We start from the raw sequence: 24,528 nt of genomic DNA, 5'->3' as shown, positions 1-24,528 counted from the left end.
ATGGGCTTTTTTTGCGCGACTGGCGCGACTACGATGGCATTCATCACCGGCGCCGGAAGACGGCGCGACACGACACAGGACAACCGAGATGACCCATGCAACCTTGCATTACATCGCCGATCCGCTTTGCGGCTGGTGCTACGCTTCGGCGCCCCTCGTGCGCGCGGCGCGCGACGTGGCCGGCCTTGATGTGGCGCTTCACGGCGGCGGCATGATGGCCGGCCCGAATGCGCAGCCGGTCACGCCGCAACTGCGCAGCTACGTCATGCCGCACGACCTACGTATCGCGGAGATGACCGGTCAGCCGTTCGGCGACGCCTACTTCGACGGATTGCTGCGCGACGGCGCCGCCGTCTTCGACTCCGCGCCGCCGACGGCCGCCGCTTTGGCCGCCGAGGTGCTGGCCGGGCGCGGTCTGGACATGTTCGCCGCGATTCAGCGTGCGCACTACGTCGACGGCAAGCGCATTGCCGAGCGCGACGTGCTCGTCGACATTGCCGCCGATCTCGGCCTGGACCGGGAAGCGTTCGCGAAGGCGCTGGACGCCGTCGATGCAAACGCGCTCATGGCGCACTTTCGCGAAAGCCGTGCGTGGCTCGCGCGCGTGGGCGGCAGCGGTTTTCCGACCTTTGCGCTGGAAATCGATGGCCGCCTGGAGCGTCTCGAACCGGGGCGCTATCTCGGCCAGCCCGACGCATGGCGCGACGCGTTGCGCGAGCGCCTGATGGCCGCACGGGCCGCGACCGCCGCAGCGGGCGACGCTGCCGCGTTGCCGCAGTGCGGCCCCGATGGCTGCGCGATCTGAACGCGCGTCGCCTCTCTCCGAATTCCCCCTCAACTGCAGGAGTCGTCTGATGAAAGTCGCATTGATTGGTATTACCGGTCGCGTGGGCACGCGCGTTGCCGAAGAACTGCGCCAACGTGGCCACACGGTCACCGGCATCGCCCGGAATCCCGAGCGCGTCGAAGCGCAGTCGGGTCTGAGCGTGGTCAAGGGCGATGCGTCCGATCCGGCGTCGCTCGCGCCGTTGCTTGCCGGTCACGATGCCGTGATCAGCGCAGGCCGCTTCGTCTCGATGGACGCCGCGAAACTCGTCGACGCCGTCAAGCGCGCGGGTGTGCCGCGTCTGCTGGTGGTGGGCGGCGCCGGAAGCCTCGAAATCGCCCCGGGCAAGGCACTCATCGATACGCCGGACTTCCCCGAGGCCTACAAGCCGGAAGCGGCCGCTGGACGGGCGTTCCTTCAGGTGCTGCGCGCCGAGCCGAAGGATTCGCCGCTGAACTGGACGTTCCTGTCGCCGTCGGCTTTGTTCGAGCCGGGCGAGCGCAGCGGCAAGTTCCGTCTTGGCGATGACGCCCTGCTCGTCGACGGCAACGGCAAGAGCTGGATCTCGATGGAAGACTTCGCCATCGCGCTGGTCGACGAACTCGAGAAGAACGCTCATCCGCGCGCGCGTTTCACGGTCGGTTACTGAGCGACCGAGCCCTTGCACGACGGCGGCGCGCGCTTCGCCAGACGATCAGCGCGCCCGCCGGAAGGTGAGGTTGTAGCGTACGGCCTGTGCGTCGAAGCTCCCTTCGACGCTTGCAATGCCGTGATAGACGAGCCGGGACGGACCGCCCCACACCACGACGTCGCCCGGCTCCAGGCGCACGCGCCGCGTTCTGTCGCCGCGGTGCAGGCCGCCCCACAGGAAGGTCGCCGGCAAGCCGAGCGAGACGGACACGATGGGCGCGTCCAGATCGCGCTCGTCGCGATCCTGGTGCAGTGTGAGCCGGGCGTCGGGCGAATAGCGATTGATGAGGCAGGCGTCCGGCGCGAAGCCGCGATAGCCGGCCGCTTCGGCGGCCTCTCGCGCGAGTGCGGTGAACGACGCCGGCATCGACGGCCACCGTTGCTTGGAGAGCGGATCGTGGGTGCCGTACCGATAGCCGGCGCGATCGCTGATCCAGCCGACGTCGCCGCAATTGGTCATCGCGACCGACATGCGTTTGCCGCCGGGCGTGAGCCAATGCCTCAGCGGCGCCAGTGCGACGACCGCGTCGATATCCCCCTGCAACACCGACAGGCGCGAGCGCGCGAAGCCGCGCAGCAGGAAGGCGCCGGGGCCGAGCACGTCCGCCGGTACCTGCCCGGTGTCGGTGTCGTCGTGGGCTGTGCCGAAGAGGTCGAGTGTCATGTGGCGTCGTGCAGGATCACGCCCAGCGTGTGCCGATGGCCGCTGCGCACCCGGCTCACGCCGTGCCGCATGTTCACCCGATACACGCCGCGCGTGCCGTTCACCGGACGATGATGTACCGGGAAGACGACCGCGTCGCCACGCATGAGCGGCACGACTTCGGCACGCGATTGCATGCGCGGGCGCTGTTCCGTGAGCACGAACTCGCCGCCGGTGAAATCCTCGCCCGGTTGCGAGAGCAGGATGGCCACCTGCAACGGGAAGACATGGTCTCCATATAGGTCCTGATGCAGGCAATTGTAGTCGCCGGCTTCGTATTGCAGCAGCAGTGGCGTGGGGCGGCACTGACCGGCCGCATGACATTGCGCCAGGTAGGCGCGATGCGTCGGCGCAAAGCGTATGTCGATGCCCATCGCGGCATGCCAGCGATGCGCGATGTCGCGCAAGGGCGCGTAAAACGCCTCGCGCAATTCGGCAACGAGCGGCGGCAACGGATAGGCGAAGTACTGATACTCCCCCTGGCCGAAGCCGTGACGCGCCATCACGACGCGGCTGCGAAAGCGTGGCGAAGTGGGCGTCACGCTCATGCGCCCGTGCGTCGGGCCGTACATGTCGCGCAGCGTGGCACACGCCTGCGCATCGAGCAATTGCGCGATGCGCGCGGCGCCGTGGGCGTTGAGTTCGTCTTCCAGCGCGGCCCAGTCGAGTGAATCGACGCGATCGTTCACCGCTTTTCCCCGTCGATGCCCGGCACACGCGAAGCATGCGCGTCGAGCGCGCTTTGCCCGTCGCCCGTCTCTTCGTCGCCGCGCTCGTTGGCGAGCAAAGCGCGCTTGCGCTCGACACCCCAGCGATAGCCCGAGAGCGCGCCGTCGTTGCGTACGATGCGATGGCAGGGGATCGCCACGGCGAGCCGGTTGGACGCGCATGCCTGCGCCACGGCGCGCACGGCACGCGGGGCGCCGATGCGCTCGGCGATTTGTGCGTAGCTGGCGGTCTTGCCCGCCGGAACTTCGCGCAACGCCTGCCACACGCGCTGCTGGAACGCCGTGCCGCGCACGTCGAGCGGGAGCGACAGGCCGAGGCGCGGCGACTCCACGAATCCCACGACCTGCGCGACCCAGCGTTCGAACTCGGCGTCCGCGCCGACCAGTTCCGCCTTGGGGAAGCGATCCTGGAGATCGCGCAAGAGCGCGTCGGGATCGTCGCCGAGCGAAATGGCGCACAGGCCGCGCGAGGTGGCGGCAACGAGCAATGCCCCGAGTGAGCATTGCGCCACCGCGAAGCGGATCGACTCGGCCAGCCCGCCCGCACGGAACGTGGCGGGCTTCATGCCGAGCAGGGCGTCGGCACTTGCATAGAAGCGGCCGTTGGAGTTGAACCCCGCGTCATAGAACGCGGACGTGACGCTGCCCGAAGCGGGCAATGCCTCGCGTACGCGTTCGGCGCGCCGGCCGTTCGCGTACGCGCGCGGCGTAACACCGGTCACGGCCCGAAACAGCCGGTGGAAATAATGCGGGCTGAGCCCGGCCTCGGCCGCGAGCGCATCCAGCCGCGGCGGTACTTCGGCCGTCTCGATGCGTCGACACGCTGCAGTCACCAGGGCCGCGTGGCGTGCATCGAGGCCGCCCTGGTCGGGTTTGCATCGCTTGCACGGCCGGAAGCCGGCGCGCTCGGCAGCGGCAATGTTCGCGTGGAAGGCAACGTTCTCGCGCCGCGCCAGGCGGGCGCCGCACGACGGGCGGCAAAACACGCCGGTCGTGCGCACGGAGTAGAAGAATTCGCCGTCCGCCTGCTTGTCGCGCGCGACAACGGCTGCCCATTTGGCGTCGTCGGTCGCGTAGCGCGCGCCGGCTGCACGATTTGCGCGCACGGTGGCGGTGTCGCTTGAACGCGGCGTGCGTTGAGTGGTCATGGGCTGGGTACGCATCACGATGGTCTCCCGTGGACTGAGGATGTCACTTCAGTGTAGGGAGCGGGTCTCGCGGCGGCGCTCCGTTTCTTGCTATCGAATTCTCCGTTCTCGGCGCGTCGCGTCACACGCCGGGCGGCATGGTCGTGCCGAGCTTGGCGGCCAGGCTCATCACCATCACCAGCACGAGCGCCTCGATGCCAACCACGCGTGCGAATGCCGTGGTGTCGAGCGGCGTCTCGCCGGTGTCGAGCGCGAGGCGCGGCAGGAAGTGCCAGCGGTTCCAAGCACCCAGCAAGGCGGCGCAGCCCACGAGCACCAGCTTCGTCACCAGCCAAGCGAGATACGGCGCGTTCTGACCGGCGAACCACAGCGACGGCGTCTCGCCGAGCGTGCGCCATGCATTGAAGGCCCCTGTGACGAGCGCGACGAACATTGCCAATGTCGCGACCGACGACAGCCGTTCGCCATACGCCGCGCGTGCACCGACAGGCCAGTGGCGCCAGCCGGGGATGGCGCATCCCGCCACGAGCAGCACGCCGGTCCATGCCGCGGCTGCGGCGACGTGCAACGTGTGAATGCCGACGGCGAGCGACGGTATCGATGCGTCCGCCGCATGCCCGGTGCCCGCGCGCGCGAGCGCCAGCACCACGGCGCCCACGGCGTAGATCGCACGTGCATGGCGTTCCTGGCGATGCTCGCGCCGATGGTGCCGGTCGCGCGGATCATCGGCGATGGGCAACACCTGCCGCAATCGGTGTCGCGCGTCGTACCAGGCCCAGGCGCCTCCGCATAGCAAGGCGGCGCCCAGACCGGCCACCCATTGCATTCGGCCGTAATGCGTTTGCGTCAGCACCAGCCACACGTCGCCGAGCATGGCCGACGCGCTTCCCCATTCGCCACCGGTCATGGCCTCGGTACTGGCGACGAGATACGCGACCCACGCCAGCGCCGCGAGCCCGGCCGCGAAGGCGGGCAGCACGCGCAATGTGAGACCGCGCTTCACGGCGTGGGGGCTGCGCAACAACAGCACGCCGGCCGCCAGCGCGAGGGCCAGATCGAGCAAGCCGGCGGTGGCGGGCTGCCAGGTGCCGGCGGCCAGTTCCGCCGTCATCACTTCACGGTGAACCGGAAATTGCCTTGCGTGCGATGGCCGTCGCTCGCCACGGCGACCCAGTTCGCCTGGTAGTCGCCGGCGGCAAGCGCGGGCAGTACCAGGGTAAGCGTCTTGCGCGCGGCGTCGAGTGTCGGCTTCGCGGTTGTGACCGGCTGGCCCTTCGCGTCGACGACGCTGAGTTTCGACAGGGCGCCCTCGAGTGCTGAATCGAACGTCACGCGCACCGACGTCGGGGCCTCGACGCTCGCCCGTGCGGCCGGGGCGCTGGAGACCAAGTGCGCATGGGCCCACGCGCCTTGCGATAGGCCGGCGAACGCAATGGCGCTCGCCAGGGCGACACCTCGCGCGGCGAGACGCAGTCCATGAGCGTGGCAGAAGGCGTTGGCGTGGAACTTTGAATTACGCATAGGGGGCAATCAGAACGAAAAAGGAGGCTGCGAAAGCTTGAACCAAGGCCGCATCGACGAAGACCGGCACGGAAGAAGGCCGAGGTCGGCAGACGGCCCTCGCCAGCGAGTGAATGGCCGGGACGCGACGCGTCGTACGGGACCTCGCGATGCCTGTGCAGACACGCGCGGATCCATGACGAATAACGCAGTCTGCGCTGCTCGCGCAGTATCGCAGACCTTGAAGACTGACGCAGCCGGCGAGGCAAGGTAGTCCCATATTTGCAACTGAGTTGCAAATATGGCGCAGTCCCCGTATCATCGCGCATTATTGCAACCAAGTTGCATTAACGGGGCTGCAGACGATTGGTCGCACCGCATGCTGCCCGCCGATCACAGGACATCATAGCCATGACCCCCCCTCTCGCGAAATCCGGCGACGCCGATCGTCGTCTGCCCGTGACCGTGCTTTCCGGCTTTCTGGGCGCGGGCAAGACCACGCTGCTCAACCATGTGCTGCGCAACCGCGATGGCTTGCGTGTGGCCGTACTCGTCAATGACATGAGCGAGGTGAACATCGATGCGTCGTTCGTGACGCGCGACGCCGCCAATGCGGGGGCGGCGCTGTCGCGCACACAGGAGCGTCTGGTGGAGATGAGCAACGGCTGCATTTGCTGCACGTTGCGCGAAGACCTGCTGATCGCCGTGCGCGAACTCGCGCAGGACGGACGCTTCGACTATCTGCTGATCGAGTCGACCGGTATCGCCGAGCCGATGCCGGTGGCGGCAACTTTCGAGTTTCGCGATGACGCTGGACAGTCGCTCGCCGACGTGGCGCGTCTGGACACCATGGTGACGGTCGTCGACGCGTTGCACGTGCTGGAGGATTTTCAAGGCGTCGATACGCTTGCGCAACGTGGCGAAGTCGCCAGTGAGGAAGACGAGCGCCGTCTCGCGGAGTTGCTCACCGAGCAGATCGAATTTGCCGACGTGGTGGTCGTGAGCAAGGTCGATTGTGTCGACGCGGCACGGCTTGATGCCGTGAAGGCGCTGATCACGGGACTCAACCCCTCTGCGTGCATCGTGCTCGGCGAGCGCGGTCGGGTGCCGCTGACCGACGTACTCGGCACCGAACGCTTCGACCCCGCGCGCGCCGGCCAGATGGCTGGCTGGGCGCAGGCACTGGCGGGCGGGCACGCGTCGGAGGGCGACACTTACGGTGTCACGAGTTTCGTCGTGCGCCGGCGCGAGCCGCTGCATCCGGGGCGCTTTGCGGCGTTCATGTCGATGCCTTTCGATGGCCTGATGCGTGCAAAGGGCTATGTCTGGTCCGCCAGTCGGCCCGCCTGGGCGCTGGCCTATTCGCGGGCGGGCAACACGGCCACGCTGGAGCCGGTGGGGCAGTGGTGGGCGGCGGTCGATCCGGACCAGTGGCCGCCGAGGGACGATCCGCAGCGCGCGGCGATCGAAGCGGGCTGGGAAGCGCCGTGGGGCGATCGTATCAATGAAGTCGTGTTCATCGGTCGCGGCCTGGACCGTGGCGCCATCGAGGCTGCGTTCGATACCTGCTGTCTGAGCGCGGTCGAGCTTGCGCAGGGCGAGCGCGCCTGGCGCGATCACGCTCACGCGTTGCCGCTGGCGATGGAAAGCGACGACGCATGAGTGCGGCGCGCCTGAACGTCCGGGCGCGATTCAAGCGGCCACGCAATTGGCAACGTGCCTGAGCGGGCACCGTCACCTGCGTTGTCGGCGGTATTGGCGGTATTGGCGGTGTCGGCGTTGTCGCACGGAGGCGTTGGAGAAAGCGCGGCCGGCACCTTGAGGTACCGGCCGCGCGGGCGCCGAGGGAAGGCGGCGCCCATGACTGGCATACGCAGGGAGGCGAGCGTCTGCCGGGTCAACCTGCCTGACGTCAGAAGTCGGGCGTTTCCACCGGGCGCAGATCGAACACGAGGACCTCGGCGTCGCTGCCCTTCGAAAGCGTGAGCGCCGTTTCGTCGCGCACCCGCACCCCGTCGCCTTCCCCCAGCGCCACACCGTTGAGCGTCACGCTGCCGCGTGCCACGTGTACGTAGGCGTAACGGTTCGGCGCCAGCGTGAGCGTGGCCGACTCGTCGCCGTCGAACAAACCGGCGTACACACGGGCGTCCTGGTGGATGCGCAGCGAGGCGTCCTGGCCGTCCGGCGAGATGATCAGGCGCAGACGACCGCGCTTTTCTTCCGGCGTGAACCGTTGTTGCTGATATTCCGGAGCGATGCCTGCCTGGTTAGGCACGATCCAGATTTGCAGGAAGTGCACCGGCGACGTGGTCGAATGGTTGAATTCGCTGTGCGCCACGCCGCGCCCTGCGCTCATCAGCTGCACGTCCCCAGGCTCGATCACCGACCCCGTGCCCATGGTGTCCTTGTGCTCGAGCGCGCCTTCGAGCACGTACGAGAAGATCTCCATGTCGCGGTGCGGATGCTTGCCGAAGCCCTGCGCCGGTGCCACGCGGTCGTCATTGATCACCAGCAGATCGGAAAAGCCGACTTGCTTCGGATCGTAATAGTTAGCGAACGAGAACGTATGGCGCGAGTTGAGCCAGCCGTGATTTGCAACGCCCCGGTCCGCAGCCTTTCTGATGTCCAGCATGATGTGCTCCTGTCGTTTCTGTTTCGTTGGGAGGCCGTGTGTGCCTCGATGAATGTCATTTTAGAGTCCTGAGAGAGAACCACAATCCATCTGAATTGTGAATAATTGTCATCTGAGAAGAGACAATGAGAGATTTCGATTCCGCTCTCGCCGACGACGGGATCGGACGATTCCGGTGGCTTGCGAACAATCGTCCGAAAGCGAGAGCCGTCGTGCGCGTGCCGTGGCGCGATGTGCGAGACTACGAGCCTTCCTTCGCAACGCACGCGGGTCGGTCGGCAGTTCCGATCGGGTTCGAGAGCCGCGTCGCCAAACGACTTACCCCCACCGGAAATTCGTCATGAGCCGCACCCATGCATTTCGCATCGTCAATGTGTTTGCCGAAACCACGTTTGGCGGCAACCCGCTATGCGTGTTCGAAGACGGGCGCGGTCTGAGCGATGACGAAATGCGCGCGCTGGCGCGTCAGTTCAATCTGTCCGAGACAACGTTCATCCTGCCCTCCGAGACGGCCGACGCTCATGTGCGGATCTTCACGCCAGGCTACGAAATGCGGTTTGCCGGACATCCCACGCTGGGCACGGCGCATGTGCTGCGTGCCATGCGCGGCCTGGGCGATCACGTCACGCTGCAATTCGCCGCGGGCCGGGTTCCGGTCGAGGCGACGGGCGATCACTGGACGTTGACGGCGCCGTCGTCTGGCGAACCGAAGATCTCCAAGGCAAGCGAGGCGGATGCCGACATCGCCGCGCTCGTGAGGCTTGGCCGCGACGATCTCGCGCAATCGCCGCAGTGGGTCGATACCGGCGCCGATCAGTTGCTCATCCCGCTGCGCAATGCCGAGGTCGTCGCGCGTGCGCAACCGGACAGCGCACGCCTCGAGCGCTGGCCGCTCTCCAGCCTCGGACGCAAGACCGGCTACGTGTTTTCCATCGATGGCGAGAAGGGCGGCGAACTGGACGTGACGGCGCGCTACTTCTTCACCACCCAGGGCGGCGGCGTGAGCGAAGACCCGGGAACGGGTTCGGCCTGCGCCAATCTCGGCGGCTGGCTGATCGGGCAGGGATACCCGCTGCCGGTGCGCGCCCGCGTGTCGCAGGGCGACGCCGTGGACCGCCCGTGTCGTCTGACGCTCGAGGTCACGGCGGACCGGCAGATCCGGGTCGGTGGCAACGTCATCGAACTCGCGCGCGGCGAGGTGCGCCTGTAAAGCGCCGGGAGACGACAGCCTTATGTATGCATTGGCAGCGCCGGTCGAGACCGAGCTGGAAATCAGGAAGAGCCGGTTCATCGGCATTGTCATGCCGGTGGCGTCGCGCGAGGCGGCCATGCGCGAACTCGACGCTCTGCGCGTGCGCTACCCGAACGCCACGCATTACTGCTGGGTGTTGCTGTGCGACGGAGCGTCGGGGTTCGACGACGACGGCGAACCGGGGGGGACCGCCGCCAAGCCCATGTACAACGTGCTCATGCACAAAGGCCTGACGAACGTCTTTGCGGTGGTGGTGCGTTATTACGGGGGCATCAAGCTTGGCGCGGGCGGACTGACCCGCGCGTACGGTCAGGCGGTGAGCGAAGCCCTCAAGTTGGCCACGCTCACCGCGGTCGAGCCGATGGCGAAGATGCGCTACCGCTGTGCGTTCGCCCACGAAGCGATGCTGCGCCGGCTGGCGGAGCGTCATGCGGCGCAAGTGCTCGATGTTGCCTACGACGACGCGGTGACGTTGCAACTGTGCCTGCGAGCGCGCGACGTCGCCGCGTTCGAGGCCGACGCGACAGAGGCATTGAGCGGCGGCCTCGAACGTTGCGGCGCGGCCTGAGGCGACCGGCCGGGCGAGCCCGGTCGGTCTGGCCAGTCCGGCCTACCGCACATTGACCACGCCGCGCATGCCGGCCTCGAAATGTCCCGGTTCGAGACACGCGAAGTCCACGGTGCCGGGCTGCGTGAAGTGCCACACGAGGGTCTTGCGCTGACCGGGATCGACCGTCACCGCGTTGGCCTCGGCGTGCTTCATGTCCGGCATCTGCTGCATCATCTTCGCGTGCTCGGCCAGCGCCGATGCGGTGCCCAGCGTCATCTCGTGACGCACCTTGCCGTTGTTCGTCACGACAAAACGCACCGTGTCGCCACGGCGCACGGTGATCGTGGCGGGCGAGAAGCGCATGGTGTCGCGCATGTCGACGTCCACGGTGCGGGTGGCCTGCGCGTCGTCGCCGGCCTCGCCGATGGCCGTCGCCGCCGCGTTGCTTTGGCCGTGCTGCATGTGCATGGCATGCATGTCGTCGGCGAGGGCCGGCACGGCGAGTGCCAGGACGAGTGTGCCGAGCGCGAGTTGCGCGGGCGCGGTGCGATGAAGAAACGAACGCATCATGATTTGACTCCTGTTTTGCCTGCCTTGGCCGGTGCAACGGTGTGACCGGAGTGGGCGGGTTGGCGATGTGAAGAGGGTAACGCGGAACTGCTGCCTTGCCACGGGCTCGCCACCGAGCCGCGCGGTGCGCGATACCAGCCGGGATCGCGATAACTGTCGCGCGGCAGGTCGTGCCGGACTTTCAACGTGGTGAACATGCCGCCCATCTCGATGGGGCCGAAGGGGCCTGTGCCGGTCATCATCGGAAGCGTATTTTCCGGCAATGGCATTTCCATGCCGTTCATGGAACCGCCGGTCTCGCCCATTGCCATGTAGTCGGGAATGATGCGCGAAATTTTTTCGGCGATCCCGCGCTGGTTCACGCCGAGCATGGTCGGCACCTCGTGGCCCATCGGGTTCATCGTGTGATGAGACTTGTGACAGTGAAACGCCCAGTCGCCGGGTTCCGTCGCGTCGAACTCGATGGCGCGCATCTGCCCGACCGCGACGTCGGTGGTGACTTCGGGCCATTGTGCGCCCGGAGGAATCCAGCCGCCATCAGTGCCTGTCACGTTGAATTCGTGGCCGTGAAGGTGGATCGGGTGGTTGGTCATCGTGAGATTGCCGATGCGGATGCGCACCCGATCGCCCTGACGTGCGACCAGTGGGTCGATGCCCGGGAACGCGCGGCTGTTCCACGTCCACAGATTGAAGTCCGTCATCTCGTTGACACGCGGCGTGCGCGTGCCGGGGTCGATGGCATAGGCATTGATGAGGAACACGTAATCGCGATCGACCGGCATGAACGATGGATCTTTCGGATGCGTGACCCAGAAGCCCATCAGGCCCATGGCCATCTGCATCATCTCGTCGGCGTGCGGGTGATACATGAAGGTGCCGGGGCGCTTCGCCTCGAATTCATACACGTAGGTCTGCCCCGGCGCGATGGCGCGCTGGTTCAGGCCCGCCACGCCGTCCATGCCATTGGGCAGTCGCTGCCCGTGCCAGTGCACGCTGGTCGCCTCGGGCAGACGATTCGTGACGTAAAGGCGAACGCGGTCGCCTTCGACGACCTCGATGGTCGGGCCGGGACTCTGGCCGTTGTAGCCCCACAGATTCGCCTGCATGCCGGGAGCGATCTCCCGAACCACGGGCTCGGCGATCAGATGAAATTCCTTGACGCCATTGCGCATGCGCCACGGCAAGGTCCAGCCGTTGAGCGTCACGACGGGCCGGTACGGCCGCCCGGTCGGCGGGGCAAGGGGTTTGGCGGTACTGGCATCGCTGCGGGTTGCCGCGTCGGGCAGCGCCGCGAGGCTGGCCCGCTCGACGGCGGCAGCGCCCATGACGGCGAGGCCGGCGTCACGCAGGAATCGTCGGCGCGAAGTCATGCGCCACCTCCGTGGGTGTGAGATGAGGATGGTTGCGAGGTCGGTGGGCGTGGCAACGGCGCGCTCGCCGGTGGCGGTCCGCCCGGTGACGCGGGCGAAGCGAGCGACGTAGGCGACGTAGGCGACGTGGGCGCGGCCGGGGATGAGGCGTCTGGCGAGGGCGTCGGCGCCGGCGATTTGTCGGGCGCGGCCGACGATGCAGCGGGGGCACCGTCGGCCGCCGGTTCGGCACCGCCCACGCTCTCGCGCAGCGCGGCGTCCGCCAGCCAGAAGTCGGCCGTGGCGTCGATGTAGGCGAGCACCGTGTCGCGCTGCTCGCGTGCATCGGACAGCAGGTCGAAGACGCTGGCGAGCATGCCGTTGTAACGCAGCAGCCATTCGTCGGAGACACGCTGGCGCATCGGCAGGATCGTGGTGCGGTAGTGCTCCGCGATGTCCCAGGCGGCGATCGTCTGCGCGCGGCGTGTGCGCACTTCCGCGCGCGCGGCCACTGCCGTGTCGGCCAACCGGTCGAGGCTCTGGCGGTAGCGCGCCTCGGCGCCGGCCACTCGCGCGCTACCCCAGTCGAACAGTGGGACCTCCAGCGAAATTTCATAGCCGCGCTCGTTGGGCGAGCCCGTGGCGCTGTTGTCGCGATAGGCCGTGTCGAGGACGTTGACGAACCGTGTCACGCGTGTGAGCCCCAGATCGCTCGACGTGCTCTCGAGGCCCGCGCGGGCGGCACGAATGTCGGCACGCTCGCGCATGGCTTGCGCCTCTGCGTCGGGCCACGATGGGCGCTTGCGCGGAAGCGCCGGCAGACGCTCGGGGAGCTGGAAAGTCAATTGCTGCCCCCACAGCCCCATCTGCCGCGCCAACTGCTCGCGCGCGGTCTGGGACTGTTCGCGCGCTCGCGCCAGACGGGCCGCCGTGTCGGCATGCACGAGGTTCTCCTGCGTGCGACGCATCGCACTGAAGTTGCCGGCACGCGCCATGCCATCGGCCAGCTCGCTGGCAGCCTCTGTGGCGACACTGGTCTGCTCGAGAATCCGCACGCGCTCCTGGGCGGCGACGGCTTCGATCCACGCTCGCCGAGTGGCGGTCGCCTGCTCGACGACGGCCTGCGTGACCTGCGCCTGTACTTGCGCGAAGCGTCGGGCTTCGACACGCGAGGCGAGCGGCATCGTCAGCACGCGAACAAAGTCGAGGCCCCACGTGCGTTCGATGCTGACGTCGCCGCCGCCCTGCACACGCTGAAAGGAAAAGCGAGGATTCGGCAGGCGCCCGGCCTGCACGAGCGACGCTTCGGCGATCCCGAGCTCCGCATACGTTGCCTGCAAGCCGCGATGGTTGATCAGCGTAAGTCGCACCGCCGAGTCGATGTCGAGCGGGCGCGAGAGCAAGTCGTCGCGTTCCTTGGCGAGCGCCTGCGTCGTGGCGTCGTCGCGAGCCCAGACCGCGCGCGTGCCCAGGCGCTGTTGCGTCGCGTCGGCGACCGGGCCGAAGCCACCGTCCTCGCTGAACGTCGCACACCCGGACAGGATGAGCACGGCAATGGCGGCGGCGATCGCGGTTCTGCGTTGCGCCCCGGATGCCGGCGCTCGCCGACGTGCCGGTGCTTCGGCGACGGCGTGCAAGACGAACGTTGGCGAGGCCGTCATTTCGGCGCTCCCGGCATGCGATGCGCTGCGTGAGGATCGGGAGCGCTGCCCGGCGCGGGCGCGGCCGGCATGATGTGTCCCATCGCCGCGTGGTCTGGCGTGGCGGCGGCCGATGGCGGCGCCGACATTGTCATGCCATGCATCTCATGCTCGCCGCCAGCGGCGGGCATGGCCGACGTGGAAGCGTCGCCCGTTCGCATCGGCATGGTGTGAGCGGCGTGTCCTGCGGGGGGCGCGGACGGCATGTCGCCCATGTCGTGGCCGCCACCGCCCATCCCGCCCATCCCGCTCATGCCATTCATGCCGGCAACACCGGCATTGATCCGGCGCCAGTCGCCGGTTGCCACCGACAGCGCGGGGCGCGAGTAGTCTTGCAGAACCCCTTGAGGTGGCGGGCCGGCGGGCGCGTCCGGGGCCGACGGATCGGCAAGGCCGGCGCTTGCCGGCGCCGGTTCGGCGCTCGCGGCGTGTGACGACCACAGCCCGGAGAGCGAAAGCATCAGCGGCACGACCCATGCGTGCCGTCGCAAAGAAGAAGATGTCATGAAAAGACTCGTCAGTCGGGCGACGCCGGACGTGCCGGCGGCGCGCGTCATTCGGGCGGACGGACCGGCGGCGCGGGCGATGGGCGAGTGAGGGCCGGTCGCGCGATGCGGCGTCAGGTCAGTCCGACGAGAAACGGAGACGGCACGCCGCCAGTCGGGGAACACGCGACAGCGATTCCCGCGAACGATGGACGACCGTCAGGCGACGAGCGATTTGGGGGGACGTTCAGGCACACCGACAACGGCGCTGCTCGCCGAGGTGCGCAGGAAGGGGATGGGGGTGGACGGCTGGGCATCGGGCGTGCGCAGAACCATGCTCGGCGGCAACGCCGTACAGACGACGCAGGCCGCGCAAGCCGAGCAACTCGCGTGCAACGTATGGCCGGCCGACGAAGCCTTGTGGTCGGACGGCCCCGATGCGGCCGCATCGTGATGCGCCATGTCGTGCATGCCTTGCGCCATGCCATGCGCCATCCCACGTGACGCGTGCATCGCGTGGCGCCCTGTGTCCTCGGCCGCGGCAGCCATCATGCCGGGATGCATGGCTGTCGCGCCGGCATCTCCCGGCAAGGCGGACGACGCCATCGTCGAGCCGCCGAGCGCGCTCGTGCCCGGCGCTCCCGGCGCGCAATGCGTGCGCAGAGCGGCCATGGCCTGAAAAGGCATGGTGACGCACAACAGCCACAGCACGAGGAGTCTTCGCCAGCGATTCATGCCGCGCAGTCTAGCATCGCGGAGGTGACGCTCGCAAATGAACGTCGGCGCAGCATCGGTAAGCCGCGCGGTGTCGGCATCGTCGCAATCGGTTCAATGCTCGAAAAGATGAAACGCCTCGAAGTGCGTTCGACGTCGGGAGAGGACAACGAGATTGACGATGCACACGATCGCGACCAGCGCGAATAGCGATGCCGAGACTTCGACGGTATGGTCGCCGAGCAGTGAAACCGCGATCGCCGCGACCATCAGCGCGAGCAACACCCGGTGAAGCCAGGACGCGAGCCGAAGGTGTCGCTCGGATTGCGTGACGAGCACGACCAGCGACACGTAGAACGGCGCCGCGAGCATGGCCAGCGCGCATAACGCGAGCAACACACCGAGTACGCTGGTGAGCAGCGCGTGGCCGTCGGCGGCACTCGATTGCACACCAACGACAGTGGCGGCGGCAAGGTAAAGCAGCATCAAGCCGTCCAGAACGATCGCGAGTCGGTTCATGACATCTCTCCGGCAAGGAAGGGCGGAGGTGACATTGCCCCGCAGAGGCGGGGTCCGGTGAAGCGGGAACCATCCGAGGAGGGGGCGCGGGCTGTTCTCGAGGCCGGCGCCATGATGCGGCGGCGTCAGCGTGGCGGCTTCGGGGTGGTCGGTGCACCGACCACCCCGCCATGCCCGTGTGTGGGCGACCGGTTCGCCGAACCCGCGAGTCCAAGCCAGGCGGCGGCGACGTCGATACTCACGGCGTCCGGCACGGCCTGCACGCGATAGATCGACACGTTGCCGCTGTCGTCCGCGCAGAACAGGTCGCGCTCGAGGTCGGTCAGAACGTCGAGATGCTGCTGCAAACGGTAGAAGCCCAACGGGGTCAGGTCCTGCACGAGCGCGGCAAGTGTCTCGGGATAGAGGTAGAGGCGGCCGGGCCAGTGGCCGTGCCGCAATCGGAAGGTGCCGAGCGCGCCAAGCACGTGGGCGAGCGTGCCGCCGTGACCGCGAACCGATTCGATCAGCTGCGACGGCGTCGCCAGTGATCCCTGGTCGGGATCGGCGGGGCGCAGACCGCGAGGTGGTGTCGGGTGTCCCATGGATCACCTCGAGCGACGCGCGAACACGCACGCGCGCAACATGTGGCGCGCCAAGGGAGACTGAAAAGTGTCCACAAACCCTCCGCCGACTTCCGAAGGTGAGTGCCCGGGCGATATTGGTCTTGTGGTTCGATGGTTGCAGAGCGACGACTCGGGCGAAATCCGCACTTTCGCCTAATCCATTGGCATGAGGGCGCCGCGAGGCGCGTTACCGGCAGCGAGATGGCAGCGAGATGGCAGCGAGGCGGGAGAGGTGCGCGAGGGGTGCGGGAGAGACGCTTTGCGTCGCCGAATGAAAACCGGCGGCCTAGCCGCCGGTTGAGGCCCCATCAGGGCATCGCCAGCCGCGTGTACCGGCGCGGCATGGTAAGGGCCAAGAAGACTTGGCACCGAGGGGCATTGCCGTGCTGCGTCGAACCACCATCGGTTCCCGGCCGCGCCCATGCAGTCTGACTGCGCTTTGAGTATAGGTCGCCCGCGTTCGATCGGGATCGGCTTTTCGGATGAGGGGGCGCCGCGCGCGAACTATCGCGAAGCCGTTGACTCGAAATGGCGCACGATTCCCCCTGTGTCGATGGTTTCGTCCGCGCCCGGTTTGCGTTCTAATGTCAGCATTCATGGCGATGGATGGCGATCCCGGAAACCACTGCGCTCCGGTCCGGGCATCACGCTGCCGTATACCTGTCAAACATTCCAACGATGGCAAAACATTCTCTACAACGATGGGCCTTGCTTGCCTGCCTGTGCGCCGCGCAGTCGGCCTTCGCCGCAGACCAGTGCGAGGGCATCCTGCTGCTGGCCAAGAGTGCTCAGGGCGGTTTCGACGATATCACCGGCCCGCTTGCGGCCAAGAACGAGCGCGGCGAGAGCTATCAGGCCACCTACTCCGTGCCGGGTGGCGACTGCAAGGTGTTCCGGGCCACGGGCCTCGCCCCGACCTACGAATGCGTGTGGGACTACCAGAAGATTTCCGCGATGGATCTGCGTCGTCAGGCGCAAACCTTTGCAACGCAGGTCTCGCGCTGCACGCGTGGCGTGACCACGTTGCGGACAACGACCACGAATGCGGCGGGTCTGCCCGCCGAATGGCAGAGCGCGAGCCGGAAGTACGCGCGTCCGGTGAATTTCACCGTCACGGCGCAGGACCTGGTCACCCAGCGCGGAGAGCGTCTGCGCGAGATCTCGCTGTCCGTCGAGAAGCAAGTCGAGAAGTAAGCGGCCCCGCCGGACGGGGCGTTGCGGGGTCTGCGGCGCCCGCGTGGCGTGGCGGTTACAAACGGTTGCAGACCGCGCCACGCATTAACATTTTTTCAGTCGACGCTCGTTCGACCGACCCGGTACAGTCATTCTTGAGGTATACGGCGCATCTGCCACCCGCAGATGACGACAGCGCCTCGTGCGAACCGGCCCCACCTTCGGGCCGGGGCTGTGGCTGAACCGAAATGAGTGCCCGACTTCGTTATTGCTTCCTGTTGATACTCGTATGCGCCTACCCCGCCTGGGCGGGAGGCGGGCGCGGACGCGACATGCTCGACGTGAACAAGGCGTCGCTGCGTGAGGACATCAGCCGGTTCAGTGCCGACCGCGGCCGAGGCCAGGCGGCCTATCCGAACTGGGCCGCTCCGGCCGAGCCGCGCGAGCGCCAGTACACCCCGCAGGGTGAGCCACGCGGACCCCGCGGTGGTGGCGGCGGTCGCCGCGGTCGCTGATTTCCTCTCGCCTTTCCCCGCTCACCGTCCGCGATTCGCCCTTCCCGACGCGCGATCGCGAGGTGCGCGGCGGTGCCCCCTCCCCAGCCTCCCCGATGTATCAGATGTTGCACATGTGCAACATTGGATACGTCGCGCCTTCGCCCTCCGCATCTTCGATTCGGCCATATTCATGGCCCGCCATTTCCGCTAATTACCACGAATGTGAGCGTTTGCTAACCTGCTGACGCAAGCAACATATCGATCTCGTTATACCGGGATTAATTGTGGCGCGGGTGTTCGGCGGATTTTTGTCTCCCCACCATTTCCCAGCCATCGCATACGCAGATTTTTCGGTGCGGTTCCGGCCTTTCTGCGCATGGTGGGGCTGTGCGAGAATCACGGCCGTTTATCAGGGAGGCGCTTCTTGACGGGCGCCAGCAGGTCCCGCGTCGGGCGGGCAAACCGGCACACAAAATACATAAACCAAGGAGAAGTCAATGAAGCGGAGCATGGCCAAGGGCATCGGTGGGGCACTCGTATTGGGCGCGTGCGTGAGCGCACCGGCATTCGCACAGTCGAACGTCACGCTGTACGGTCAGGTCGACGCCTGGATGGGAGCGGTCAAGAATCCGGGCGGCGATCGTGCCTGGACGCAGGGCGGGGGCGGCATGTCGACCTCGTACTGGGGCATGAAGGGCAGTGAGGACCTGGGCGGCGGCCTCAAGGCGGTATTCGTGCTGGAAGACTTCTTCCGTCCGCAGAACGGTCAGTACGGCCGCTTCCAGGGCGATACGATGTTCTCGCGCAACGCCTACGTTGGCCTGTCGTCGGACACCGCCGGTACGGTCACGATGGGGCGCCTGACCACTTCCTATTTCGTGTCGACGATTCTGTTCAACCCGTTCGTCGATTCGTACACCTTCAGCCCGATGGTGTTCCACACGTTCATCGGCCAGGCCGGTCAGGGTATCGTGGGCGATTCCGGCTGGAGCAACGCCGTGATGTACACCACGCCGAATTTCAAGGGCCTGTCGGGCAGCGTGTCCTACGCGTTCGGCAACAAGGCTGGCGAAACCGGACAGAACAAGTGGAGCGCCTCGGCGCTGTACTTCAACGGCCCGTTCGCGGCGACGGTGGCCTACCAGCAGGTGAAGTTCGATTCGCAGCCGGACGACATGGCCGGCATGGCGGGCTTCCGCAGCCAGCAGGCCGTGCAGCTCGGCGCGACCTATGACCTGCAGGTGGTGAAGTTCTTTGGCCAGTACCAGTACATCCGAAACAACATCACCGGCGGCGGCGTGTCGGAAAACGGTGGTCAGCTCGGCGTGTCGGTGCCGCTGGGCAACGGCAAGGTGCTCGCCTCGTATGCGTACACGAAGAGCTCGGGCGCGAGCAACGTGAACCGCAAGACGTGGGCGCTCGGCTACGACTACAACCTGTCCAAGCGTACCGACATCTACGCCGCGTACATGAACGACAAGGTGAGCTCGCTCTCGGGCGGCGACACCTTCGGTGGCGGCGTGCGCATGAAGTTCTGAGGCCACGCGGCGCGCCTGTCCGACAGACGCGCTGTCGAGCCGATCCGGAGGGGGCAAACGCCGCGCGCGTCTGCCCCCTTTGTTTCGGGGCGTCGAATGCCGCGCGTCGCATCGTGGAAGATCCATGCCCGTCGTTTCGCACAGCGGTTCCATGTGTCACCGATCCGACGTCTGCGCGCTATGATTTGTGCACCGCGCAAAGACGGTATTTTCGCCACCTACCCGCACAACCGGAGCAGAGACGACATGACGATTCAACACGTAGGCATCATCGGCGCAGGCACCATGGGCAACGGCATCGCACAGGCCTGTGCGGTGGCCGGGCTGCCGGTGACGATGGTCGACATCAGCGACGCCGCGGTCCAGAAAGGCATGACGACGATCGCCGGCAGCCTCGAGCGCCTGATCAAGAAGGACAAGATCACCGCCGCCGACAAGGACGCCGCGCTCGCCCGCATTACCCCGTCGACCGACTACGCGTCGCTGGCCGATGCCGACATCCTGATCGAGGCCGCCACCGAAAATTTCGACCTGAAGGTCAAGATTCTCAAGCAGCTCGACGGCATCGCGAAGGAAGGCGCGATCCTCGCCTCGAACACGTCGTCGATCTCGATCACCAAGCTTGCCGCCGTGCTCGCGCGTCCCGAGTCGTTCATCGGAATGCACTTCTTCAACCCGGTGCCGCTCATGGCGCTCGTGGAAATCATTCGCGGCCTGCAGACGAGCGACGACACGCACGCCCGCGTCGATGCGCTCGCGCGTGCTCTCGGCAAGTCGCCGATCACGGTGAAGAACGCGCCGGGCTTCGTGGTGAACCGGATTCTCGTGCCGATGATCAACGAGGCCTTCTTCGTGCTGGCCGAGAATCTGGCCTCGCCCGAGGAAATCGACGAAGGCATGAAGCTCGGCTGCAACCACCCGATCGGCCCGCTGGCACTGGCCGACATGATCGGGCTCGACGTCTGTCTGTCGGTAATGAACGTCTACTACGAAGAGTTCGCCGATTCGAAGTATCGTCCGTGCCCGCTGCTCAAGGAGATGGTGGCGGCCGGCTATCTGGGCCGCAAGACCGGGCGTGGTGTCTACACGTACTGACTGTCCTCGCGGTTCGGATTGAAACGTACCGCCGACGCGCGGGTCCGGCGCGCATATTGCCGCGCCGGACCCGCGTGTTCGCGATCTCCGCGCGCAGCGTCAGCCTGCGGATGAAGCTTCGGCGACAGGCGATAGCGACCGCGCGGCGTCGGGCGATCGTCGCGCATGAGAAGCATGCGGCGTGTGGCGTGCGCTCGACGGTGCAAACGCATTGAATGCATCGGACGCACCCGACGCACCCAACGCACCGGATCCGCCGGTGCTGCCGGATGCGCCTGACCAGCGTCTTTCACCTTTCTCCGGTTTCACGCTGTTCGAACTGCGCGCGCTTGCCGCACTGCCGAGGCTGGTGCTGCTGCTCGTCTGCCCGATCACCGCGTGACGCCGCGCCGCGAGCGGCCGGGTGACCGACACGGTGTACGGGTATCCGGTGCGGTGTCCGATCTCGGCGAATGCGCTGTCGAGAATATCGACTGCGTCCTGCGGCGTGTCGGCACGCGCAAACGAAATCGCCTTGTACCGGCTCCAGGGGTCGAGCAGTACGGTGGTGTCGCGCGCAAGATAGGCGCCCCAGGCGAACTGCGACGACGTGACGCCATCTTCGCGCAGCGGCGCTTTGGGCTGCGGCGTCGACCGGTCGAGGATGTCGATGAACTCCCGTGATTCCGAGTACAGCACCATGACGTGCGGCGCCCGGCCTTTCGGCTGAACGGTGATCATGCGCAGGTTGTCCTGATCGACGCCGTCCTGAAGCAGGAAATAGAACAGGACTTCTGCGTTCTCCTGGCAAAACGCCTCCGCGAACGGCCGTGAGTAGTAATACATCGCGGTGGCTTCCGCGGCCTGGCGCTGTTGCTTTCTCAACGGGGCGCCACGGTTGATGTCCTTCATCGCAACGCTCAGCGCGGCCCGGTGGTCGACGATCGAGTTGTCGCGCAAGTCGCGAAGATCTTCGCGATTCGAGCGCAACAGGTGCAACCGACCGACGTCGGCGAACGCATTCTGGATCGCCTCCTGCGCGGACTCGTCCGGCAGGTGCCGCGTGGCGGCGAAGATGTCTTCGTAGCTGCTTGTGATGCTGTCGGGCGTCATCGGACGGCTCGGGCCGCATCCGCCGCCACATAGCCGCAGGGGGGCGTGTGCCTGCCACCGCCCGGTGGCAGGGTCGAACGTCACCGGCACCTGCGCCTGGTTCCGGCGAGGCGCGTCGACGAGCCAGTGATCGTCGCTGAATCCGCGTGTGATGCGGTAATCCCCGGCCTCGCCCCGAAGGTAGTGGTGGCCACCGGCAAGGAAGCGTCGGGTCGTTTCGTCTTTGGGCCGAAAGTGCTCGGGCAAGTGCTGTGCATAGCCTGACAGGTGTCGCCGCTCATCCTGAATGAAGCGGGTGCTCGCGGGCGCATCGTTCAATGCAAGGTCGGGGTCGGCGACGTTCGGACGTCGGTACGGCGCGATGTCGTAGCCGGGACGATCGCGCTCTGGCGCGGCGCGCGATTCGGTGAGGCGGCCTCGTGCGACATCGATTGCGATGGCCGGGTCGAACGCTGGAGGTTCGGGGGCGTCGCGCTCCGGCAATACAGGCGCATCGTGCCACTCCGGCACGCCATGCATGGCCTGCCCACGTGGCGAGGCGAATTGCAGCACGCCGCTCAGACGGCTCGTGTCGAGCGCCCGGCCCTCGATTCGGTCGGCGGCGATGTCGGCGATCTCGGCGGGCATTCGCAACGCCTGAACGTCGGGAACGATGCCCGTGGCGGTATCGAGCGTGCCCGTCAGCGTGCGCAGCATGCGGCGAAAGTCCGGGGCGACCGGCTGGCCGCTGGCGATCTCGTACGCGTCGGCGAGCGATTCACCGGTGTTCAGGAACGGCGAGCGCGCCGCGGCGACTGCCTTGAGTACGTCGAGCATCGCGTAGTCGGATTTGATGGCAGTGCGCGTCACCGGCCGCACGACGACCTGATCGGACGATGGCATCGCCGTGAGGTTCGACGTCGGCGCCGATGTGTCAAGCCGCGCCGTTGCGTTGCCGTGCCGGACACGACGATCGCGTGGCGGCAATGCGGACGTCGCCGGTGTCGCGAGGTTGGCAGCCAGCAGCAGGGAGAACGCGACGGGCCAGAACGCATCGCGCACGGCGGGCCGGCTTCGGTGCGTGTCGCTGATTTCCCGTGCGGCGTGCGCTGCACGCGCGTGCCGGAAGGTACCGCGAAATTTGGAGGGGGTGGGTGTCCGATGGTGGGCGAGCCGTGCGCCGTAGCGGGGCGCTGGGGCGATGGAACGAGAGTGTGTGGTCGAATGCATTTGGCGATCCGTCTCCGATGAAATCGATGTGGGAGTCAGGGAGTCATGGCATGACGGGAGCGTCAGGGGAGAATGTCGCTCTCGCTGCCGCTGTCTCGCGCCGCCGGGGCTGACGAACCTCCGGAGAGGCTGGGCCCGCTTCCCGAGCTACCTGAGCCGTCCGGGTGGCCGGATCGCTTGTCGCTATCGAGACTGTCCCAACTGCCCTGCGTCTCCCGGTTGTCCCCACCCGACAAGCTGACGACGCTTGCCCGTGGTGTCCCTAACGGACGTGTGACCGAAACGGTGTAATCGCTGCCCGGGCGATGACCGATGTCGACGAATGCCGCATCGAGCGTCTCGACGAGGCTGATCGCGTGATTGGCGTGAAAGAACGAGGTCGCGCGAGCGTGACTCCAGGGATCCAGCAACACGGTGGTGTCGCGCGATTCGTAGATTTCCCGTGCAAAGACGCCGTCCCGAATGCCGTCAGGACGAGCGCCAACGGGAGGCTGAGGCGTCGCCGCATCGAGCATGGGAATCAACGTTTCGGATTCCGTATAAAGTACGAGAACATGCGGCGGGCGGTTCTTGGGCTGAATCGTGATCATGCGAATTCGATCGATGGGGATGTCGTTGACGAGCAGGTAGTGAAAGAGGATTTCGGCGTTCTCCTGGCAGAAGGCTTCCGCGTCGGGATGCCAGTAGTAATGCATCGCGGTAATGAGAGAGGCCGCCTGCTGCTGCCTGACCAGCGACGCACCGGGCTTGATGTGTTTCATTGCCGCCCGCAAGGCCGCACGGTGGTCAACAATCGAGTTGTCTCGCATCATGTGCAGATCGGGCCGGTTGCTGCGGGTGAGATGCAGCAGGCTCAGGTCGGCAAACGCGCGCTGAATGCCCTCGCGCATGTTGTCGTCGGTGAGATGGGCGAGGGCGGATGCGACGCGATCATGATCGAGGGCAATGCTGTCGGGAGTGGCTTCGCGGCTCGGCGCGCAGCCGCCGCCGCACAGCCGCAGCGGCGGTTCCGCACGCCACTGTCCGGTGTCGGCGTCGTAGTGCACGGGGACGGGCGCGCGGCGGTCCGCACTTCGGGGGGCTTCGACAAGCCAATGATCGGCACTGCGTCCTCGCCCAGCGTGGTAATAGCCTGCTTCGCCTGCGAGGTAGTAGCGCCCGGCCGCGAGTATCAGACGCTGGCGCGGGGTGCCCGGTACAACGCCGGGGGGAAGCGCCTGCGCGTAGCCGCTCAGATGCTCGTGTTCGCCCGCGATGCGAAGGGGCGTGTCCGTATCGACACCGGATGCGCTTCCGGAGTGTCGCGACGCGCCTCGTGCCGCGCCCACGGCGTCATGCCGCGCGGTCGGCGCGGCCGGCACCGCATCCGAATGCGAAGCCGGGGGCGCGTCTGGCCGTGCGGCGACGCGGCGGGGGGCGGACAGGGCGCGGCGTCCCGTCTGTCGGGGCGAGCCCGCGCCCATCGCACGGGGATCGGCAAACTGGACGATCCCCGTAATGTCATCGGTGCTGACGTGGTGGTGTTCGACGGCATCGGCACTCACGTCCGCGACCTGTGCGCCGATGCGGATGCGTTGTACCGCCGGAACGAGCCCGGTGGCCAGATCCACGAATGCGCCCACCTGCATGACCGCCTGCCGCGTACTTGGCGCCACGTCGTTGCCGCTTAGCACGACATAGGCGTCGCCGAGTGCTTTCCCGAGTTTTCGAAACGGCGCGTCTGCGGAAGCCAGGGCGCGCAGCAGATCGGTTACGGGATAGTCGGTCTTGATGACCGGGGCGTGGATCGGCGCGACATCGATGTCGATGTATGTGGAGGCATTGGCGCTTGCCGCAGGGGCGTGGTCGACGGCGCGGTCACCGAGGGCCGAACGATCGACGCCGGCGGGCACCGCGGGGTTGGCGCGGGCGGAAGCCGCAGCGAGGTTGGCGACGAGCGCTACGGCGAACATC

At 66.8% G+C, this 24,528-nt stretch carries 24 protein-coding genes; 9 read left to right on the top strand and 15 right to left on the bottom strand.

What is annotated here, in order from left to right; genetic code table 11:
- Positions 1-88: 88 nt before the first annotated feature.
- Together PMO31116_RS06275 and PMO31116_RS06270 are read left to right on the top strand one after the other, a co-directional pair.
- Positions 89-805, top strand: coding sequence for a DsbA family protein (locus PMO31116_RS06275; RefSeq protein ID WP_150565982.1), 717 nt, complete (start codon positions 89-91; stop codon positions 803-805).
- A gap of 49 nt (positions 806-854) precedes the next feature.
- Positions 855-1,475 carry an NAD(P)-dependent oxidoreductase gene (locus PMO31116_RS06270; protein WP_150565981.1) on the top strand — a complete coding sequence of 207 codons (621 nt, stop codon included), beginning with the start codon at positions 855-857 and terminating at the stop codon, positions 1,473-1,475.
- A gap of 45 nt (positions 1,476-1,520) precedes the next feature.
- Here PMO31116_RS06270 and alkB read toward each other — a convergent pair whose 3' ends face one another.
- From alkB to PMO31116_RS06245, 5 genes are all read right to left on the bottom strand, one after another.
- The gene (gene alkB, locus PMO31116_RS06265) at positions 1,521-2,180 is read right to left on the bottom strand and encodes a DNA oxidative demethylase AlkB (RefSeq protein WP_150565980.1); all 660 of its coding nucleotides are present in this window, start codon (positions 2,178-2,180) and stop codon (positions 1,521-1,523) included.
- A complete protein-coding gene (locus tag PMO31116_RS06260; protein ID WP_150565979.1) occupies positions 2,177-2,908 on the bottom strand; it encodes a 2OG-Fe(II) oxygenase in 732 nt (243 codons plus the stop codon). The genes alkB and PMO31116_RS06260 overlap by 4 nt, the downstream gene beginning before the upstream one ends.
- Positions 2,905-4,110, bottom strand: coding sequence for a bifunctional DNA-binding transcriptional regulator/O6-methylguanine-DNA methyltransferase Ada (gene ada / locus PMO31116_RS06255; RefSeq protein WP_246185168.1), 1,206 nt, complete (start codon positions 4,108-4,110; stop codon positions 2,905-2,907). The genes PMO31116_RS06260 and ada overlap by 4 nt, the downstream gene beginning before the upstream one ends.
- A 106-nt stretch (positions 4,111-4,216) precedes the next feature.
- Positions 4,217-5,206, bottom strand: coding sequence for a copper resistance D family protein (locus tag PMO31116_RS06250; protein WP_150565978.1), 990 nt, complete (start codon positions 5,204-5,206; stop codon positions 4,217-4,219).
- Positions 5,206-5,616, bottom strand: a complete 411-nt coding sequence (locus PMO31116_RS06245) for a copper resistance protein CopC (RefSeq protein ID WP_150565977.1) — start codon at positions 5,614-5,616, stop codon at positions 5,206-5,208. The genes PMO31116_RS06250 and PMO31116_RS06245 overlap by 1 nt, the downstream gene beginning before the upstream one ends.
- Positions 5,617-6,006: 390 nt before the next feature.
- On the opposite strand from PMO31116_RS06245, the gene PMO31116_RS06240 reads away from it, so the two are divergent.
- Positions 6,007-7,257 (top strand): GTP-binding protein, encoded by a 1,251-nt coding sequence (locus PMO31116_RS06240; protein WP_150565976.1) that lies wholly within the window; start codon positions 6,007-6,009, stop codon positions 7,255-7,257.
- Between the two features lie 250 nt (positions 7,258-7,507).
- Here PMO31116_RS06240 and PMO31116_RS06235 read toward each other — a convergent pair whose 3' ends face one another.
- On the bottom strand, positions 7,508-8,227 hold the full coding sequence (locus tag PMO31116_RS06235; RefSeq protein ID WP_150565975.1) for a pirin family protein: 720 nt from the start codon (positions 8,225-8,227) through the stop codon (positions 7,508-7,510).
- Positions 8,228-8,567: 340 nt separating this feature from the next.
- Between PMO31116_RS06235 and PMO31116_RS06230 the strand changes: the two genes are divergently transcribed.
- Together PMO31116_RS06230 and PMO31116_RS06225 are read left to right on the top strand one after the other, a co-directional pair.
- Positions 8,568-9,437: a PhzF family phenazine biosynthesis protein gene (locus tag PMO31116_RS06230; RefSeq protein WP_150565974.1), complete on the top strand. Its 870-nt coding sequence runs from the start codon at positions 8,568-8,570 to the stop codon at positions 9,435-9,437.
- Positions 9,438-9,459: 22 nt separating this feature from the next.
- On the top strand, positions 9,460-10,047 hold the full coding sequence (locus PMO31116_RS06225; protein WP_150565973.1) for an IMPACT family protein: 588 nt from the start codon (positions 9,460-9,462) through the stop codon (positions 10,045-10,047).
- A gap of 42 nt (positions 10,048-10,089) precedes the next feature.
- Here the strand turns inward: PMO31116_RS06225 and PMO31116_RS06220 are convergent, their stop codons facing one another.
- The 7 genes from PMO31116_RS06220 to PMO31116_RS06190 all read right to left on the bottom strand — a co-directional run bounded on the left by PMO31116_RS06220 (position 10,090) and on the right by PMO31116_RS06190 (position 15,950).
- Positions 10,090-10,599: a cupredoxin domain-containing protein gene (locus PMO31116_RS06220; RefSeq protein WP_343038595.1), complete on the bottom strand. Its 510-nt coding sequence runs from the start codon at positions 10,597-10,599 to the stop codon at positions 10,090-10,092.
- The gene (locus tag PMO31116_RS06215) at positions 10,596-11,969 is read right to left on the bottom strand and encodes a multicopper oxidase family protein (protein WP_150565972.1); all 1,374 of its coding nucleotides are present in this window, start codon (positions 11,967-11,969) and stop codon (positions 10,596-10,598) included. Before PMO31116_RS06215 ends, PMO31116_RS06220 begins: the two co-directional genes overlap by 4 nt.
- Complete coding sequence (locus PMO31116_RS06210) at positions 11,966-13,609, bottom strand: TolC family protein (protein WP_150565971.1); 1,644 nt, start codon at positions 13,607-13,609, stop codon at positions 11,966-11,968. Before PMO31116_RS06210 ends, PMO31116_RS06215 begins: the two co-directional genes overlap by 4 nt.
- Entirely contained in the window at positions 13,606-14,154 is a 549-nt protein-coding gene (locus tag PMO31116_RS06205) for a hypothetical protein (protein WP_150565970.1), read from the bottom strand. The genes PMO31116_RS06210 and PMO31116_RS06205 overlap by 4 nt, the downstream gene beginning before the upstream one ends.
- A gap of 198 nt (positions 14,155-14,352) precedes the next feature.
- Entirely contained in the window at positions 14,353-14,868 is a 516-nt protein-coding gene (locus PMO31116_RS06200; protein ID WP_150565969.1) for a hypothetical protein, read from the bottom strand.
- Between the two features lie 93 nt (positions 14,869-14,961).
- Positions 14,962-15,366 (bottom strand): hypothetical protein, encoded by a 405-nt coding sequence (locus PMO31116_RS06195; RefSeq protein ID WP_150565968.1) that lies wholly within the window; start codon positions 15,364-15,366, stop codon positions 14,962-14,964.
- Between the two features lie 125 nt (positions 15,367-15,491).
- Positions 15,492-15,950 carry a hypothetical protein gene (locus tag PMO31116_RS06190; protein WP_150565967.1) on the bottom strand — a complete coding sequence of 153 codons (459 nt, stop codon included), beginning with the start codon at positions 15,948-15,950 and terminating at the stop codon, positions 15,492-15,494.
- 699 nt (positions 15,951-16,649) lie between these two features.
- Here PMO31116_RS06190 and PMO31116_RS06185 point away from each other — a divergent pair.
- The 4 genes from PMO31116_RS06185 to PMO31116_RS06170 all read left to right on the top strand — a co-directional run bounded on the left by PMO31116_RS06185 (position 16,650) and on the right by PMO31116_RS06170 (position 20,274).
- A complete protein-coding gene (locus PMO31116_RS06185) occupies positions 16,650-17,165 on the top strand; it encodes a hypothetical protein (protein ID WP_150565966.1) in 516 nt (171 codons plus the stop codon).
- A gap of 227 nt (positions 17,166-17,392) precedes the next feature.
- Complete coding sequence (locus tag PMO31116_RS06180) at positions 17,393-17,659, top strand: hypothetical protein (RefSeq protein ID WP_150565965.1); 267 nt, start codon at positions 17,393-17,395, stop codon at positions 17,657-17,659.
- A gap of 479 nt (positions 17,660-18,138) precedes the next feature.
- Positions 18,139-19,179, top strand: coding sequence for a porin (locus PMO31116_RS06175; protein ID WP_023597929.1), 1,041 nt, complete (start codon positions 18,139-18,141; stop codon positions 19,177-19,179).
- A gap of 246 nt (positions 19,180-19,425) precedes the next feature.
- Positions 19,426-20,274, top strand: coding sequence for a 3-hydroxybutyryl-CoA dehydrogenase (locus tag PMO31116_RS06170; protein WP_150565964.1), 849 nt, complete (start codon positions 19,426-19,428; stop codon positions 20,272-20,274).
- Positions 20,275-20,373: 99 nt separating this feature from the next.
- On the opposite strand, the gene PMO31116_RS06165 is transcribed toward PMO31116_RS06170, so the two are convergent.
- Both PMO31116_RS06165 and PMO31116_RS06160 read right to left on the bottom strand, forming a co-directional pair.
- A complete protein-coding gene (locus PMO31116_RS06165; protein WP_150565963.1) occupies positions 20,374-22,407 on the bottom strand; it encodes a hypothetical protein in 2,034 nt (677 codons plus the stop codon).
- A gap of 230 nt (positions 22,408-22,637) precedes the next feature.
- Complete coding sequence (locus tag PMO31116_RS06160; protein ID WP_150565962.1) at positions 22,638-24,527, bottom strand: hypothetical protein; 1,890 nt, start codon at positions 24,525-24,527, stop codon at positions 22,638-22,640.
- Between the last annotated feature and the right edge of the window lies 1 nt (position 24,528).

It is taken from the genome of Pandoraea morbifera (assembly GCF_902459575.1).
Classification (GTDB): Bacteria; Pseudomonadota; Gammaproteobacteria; order Burkholderiales; family Burkholderiaceae; genus Pandoraea; species Pandoraea morbifera.
The sequence above is the reverse complement of the archived record's forward strand: the minus strand, read 5'-3'. Positions and strand labels throughout refer to the sequence as shown.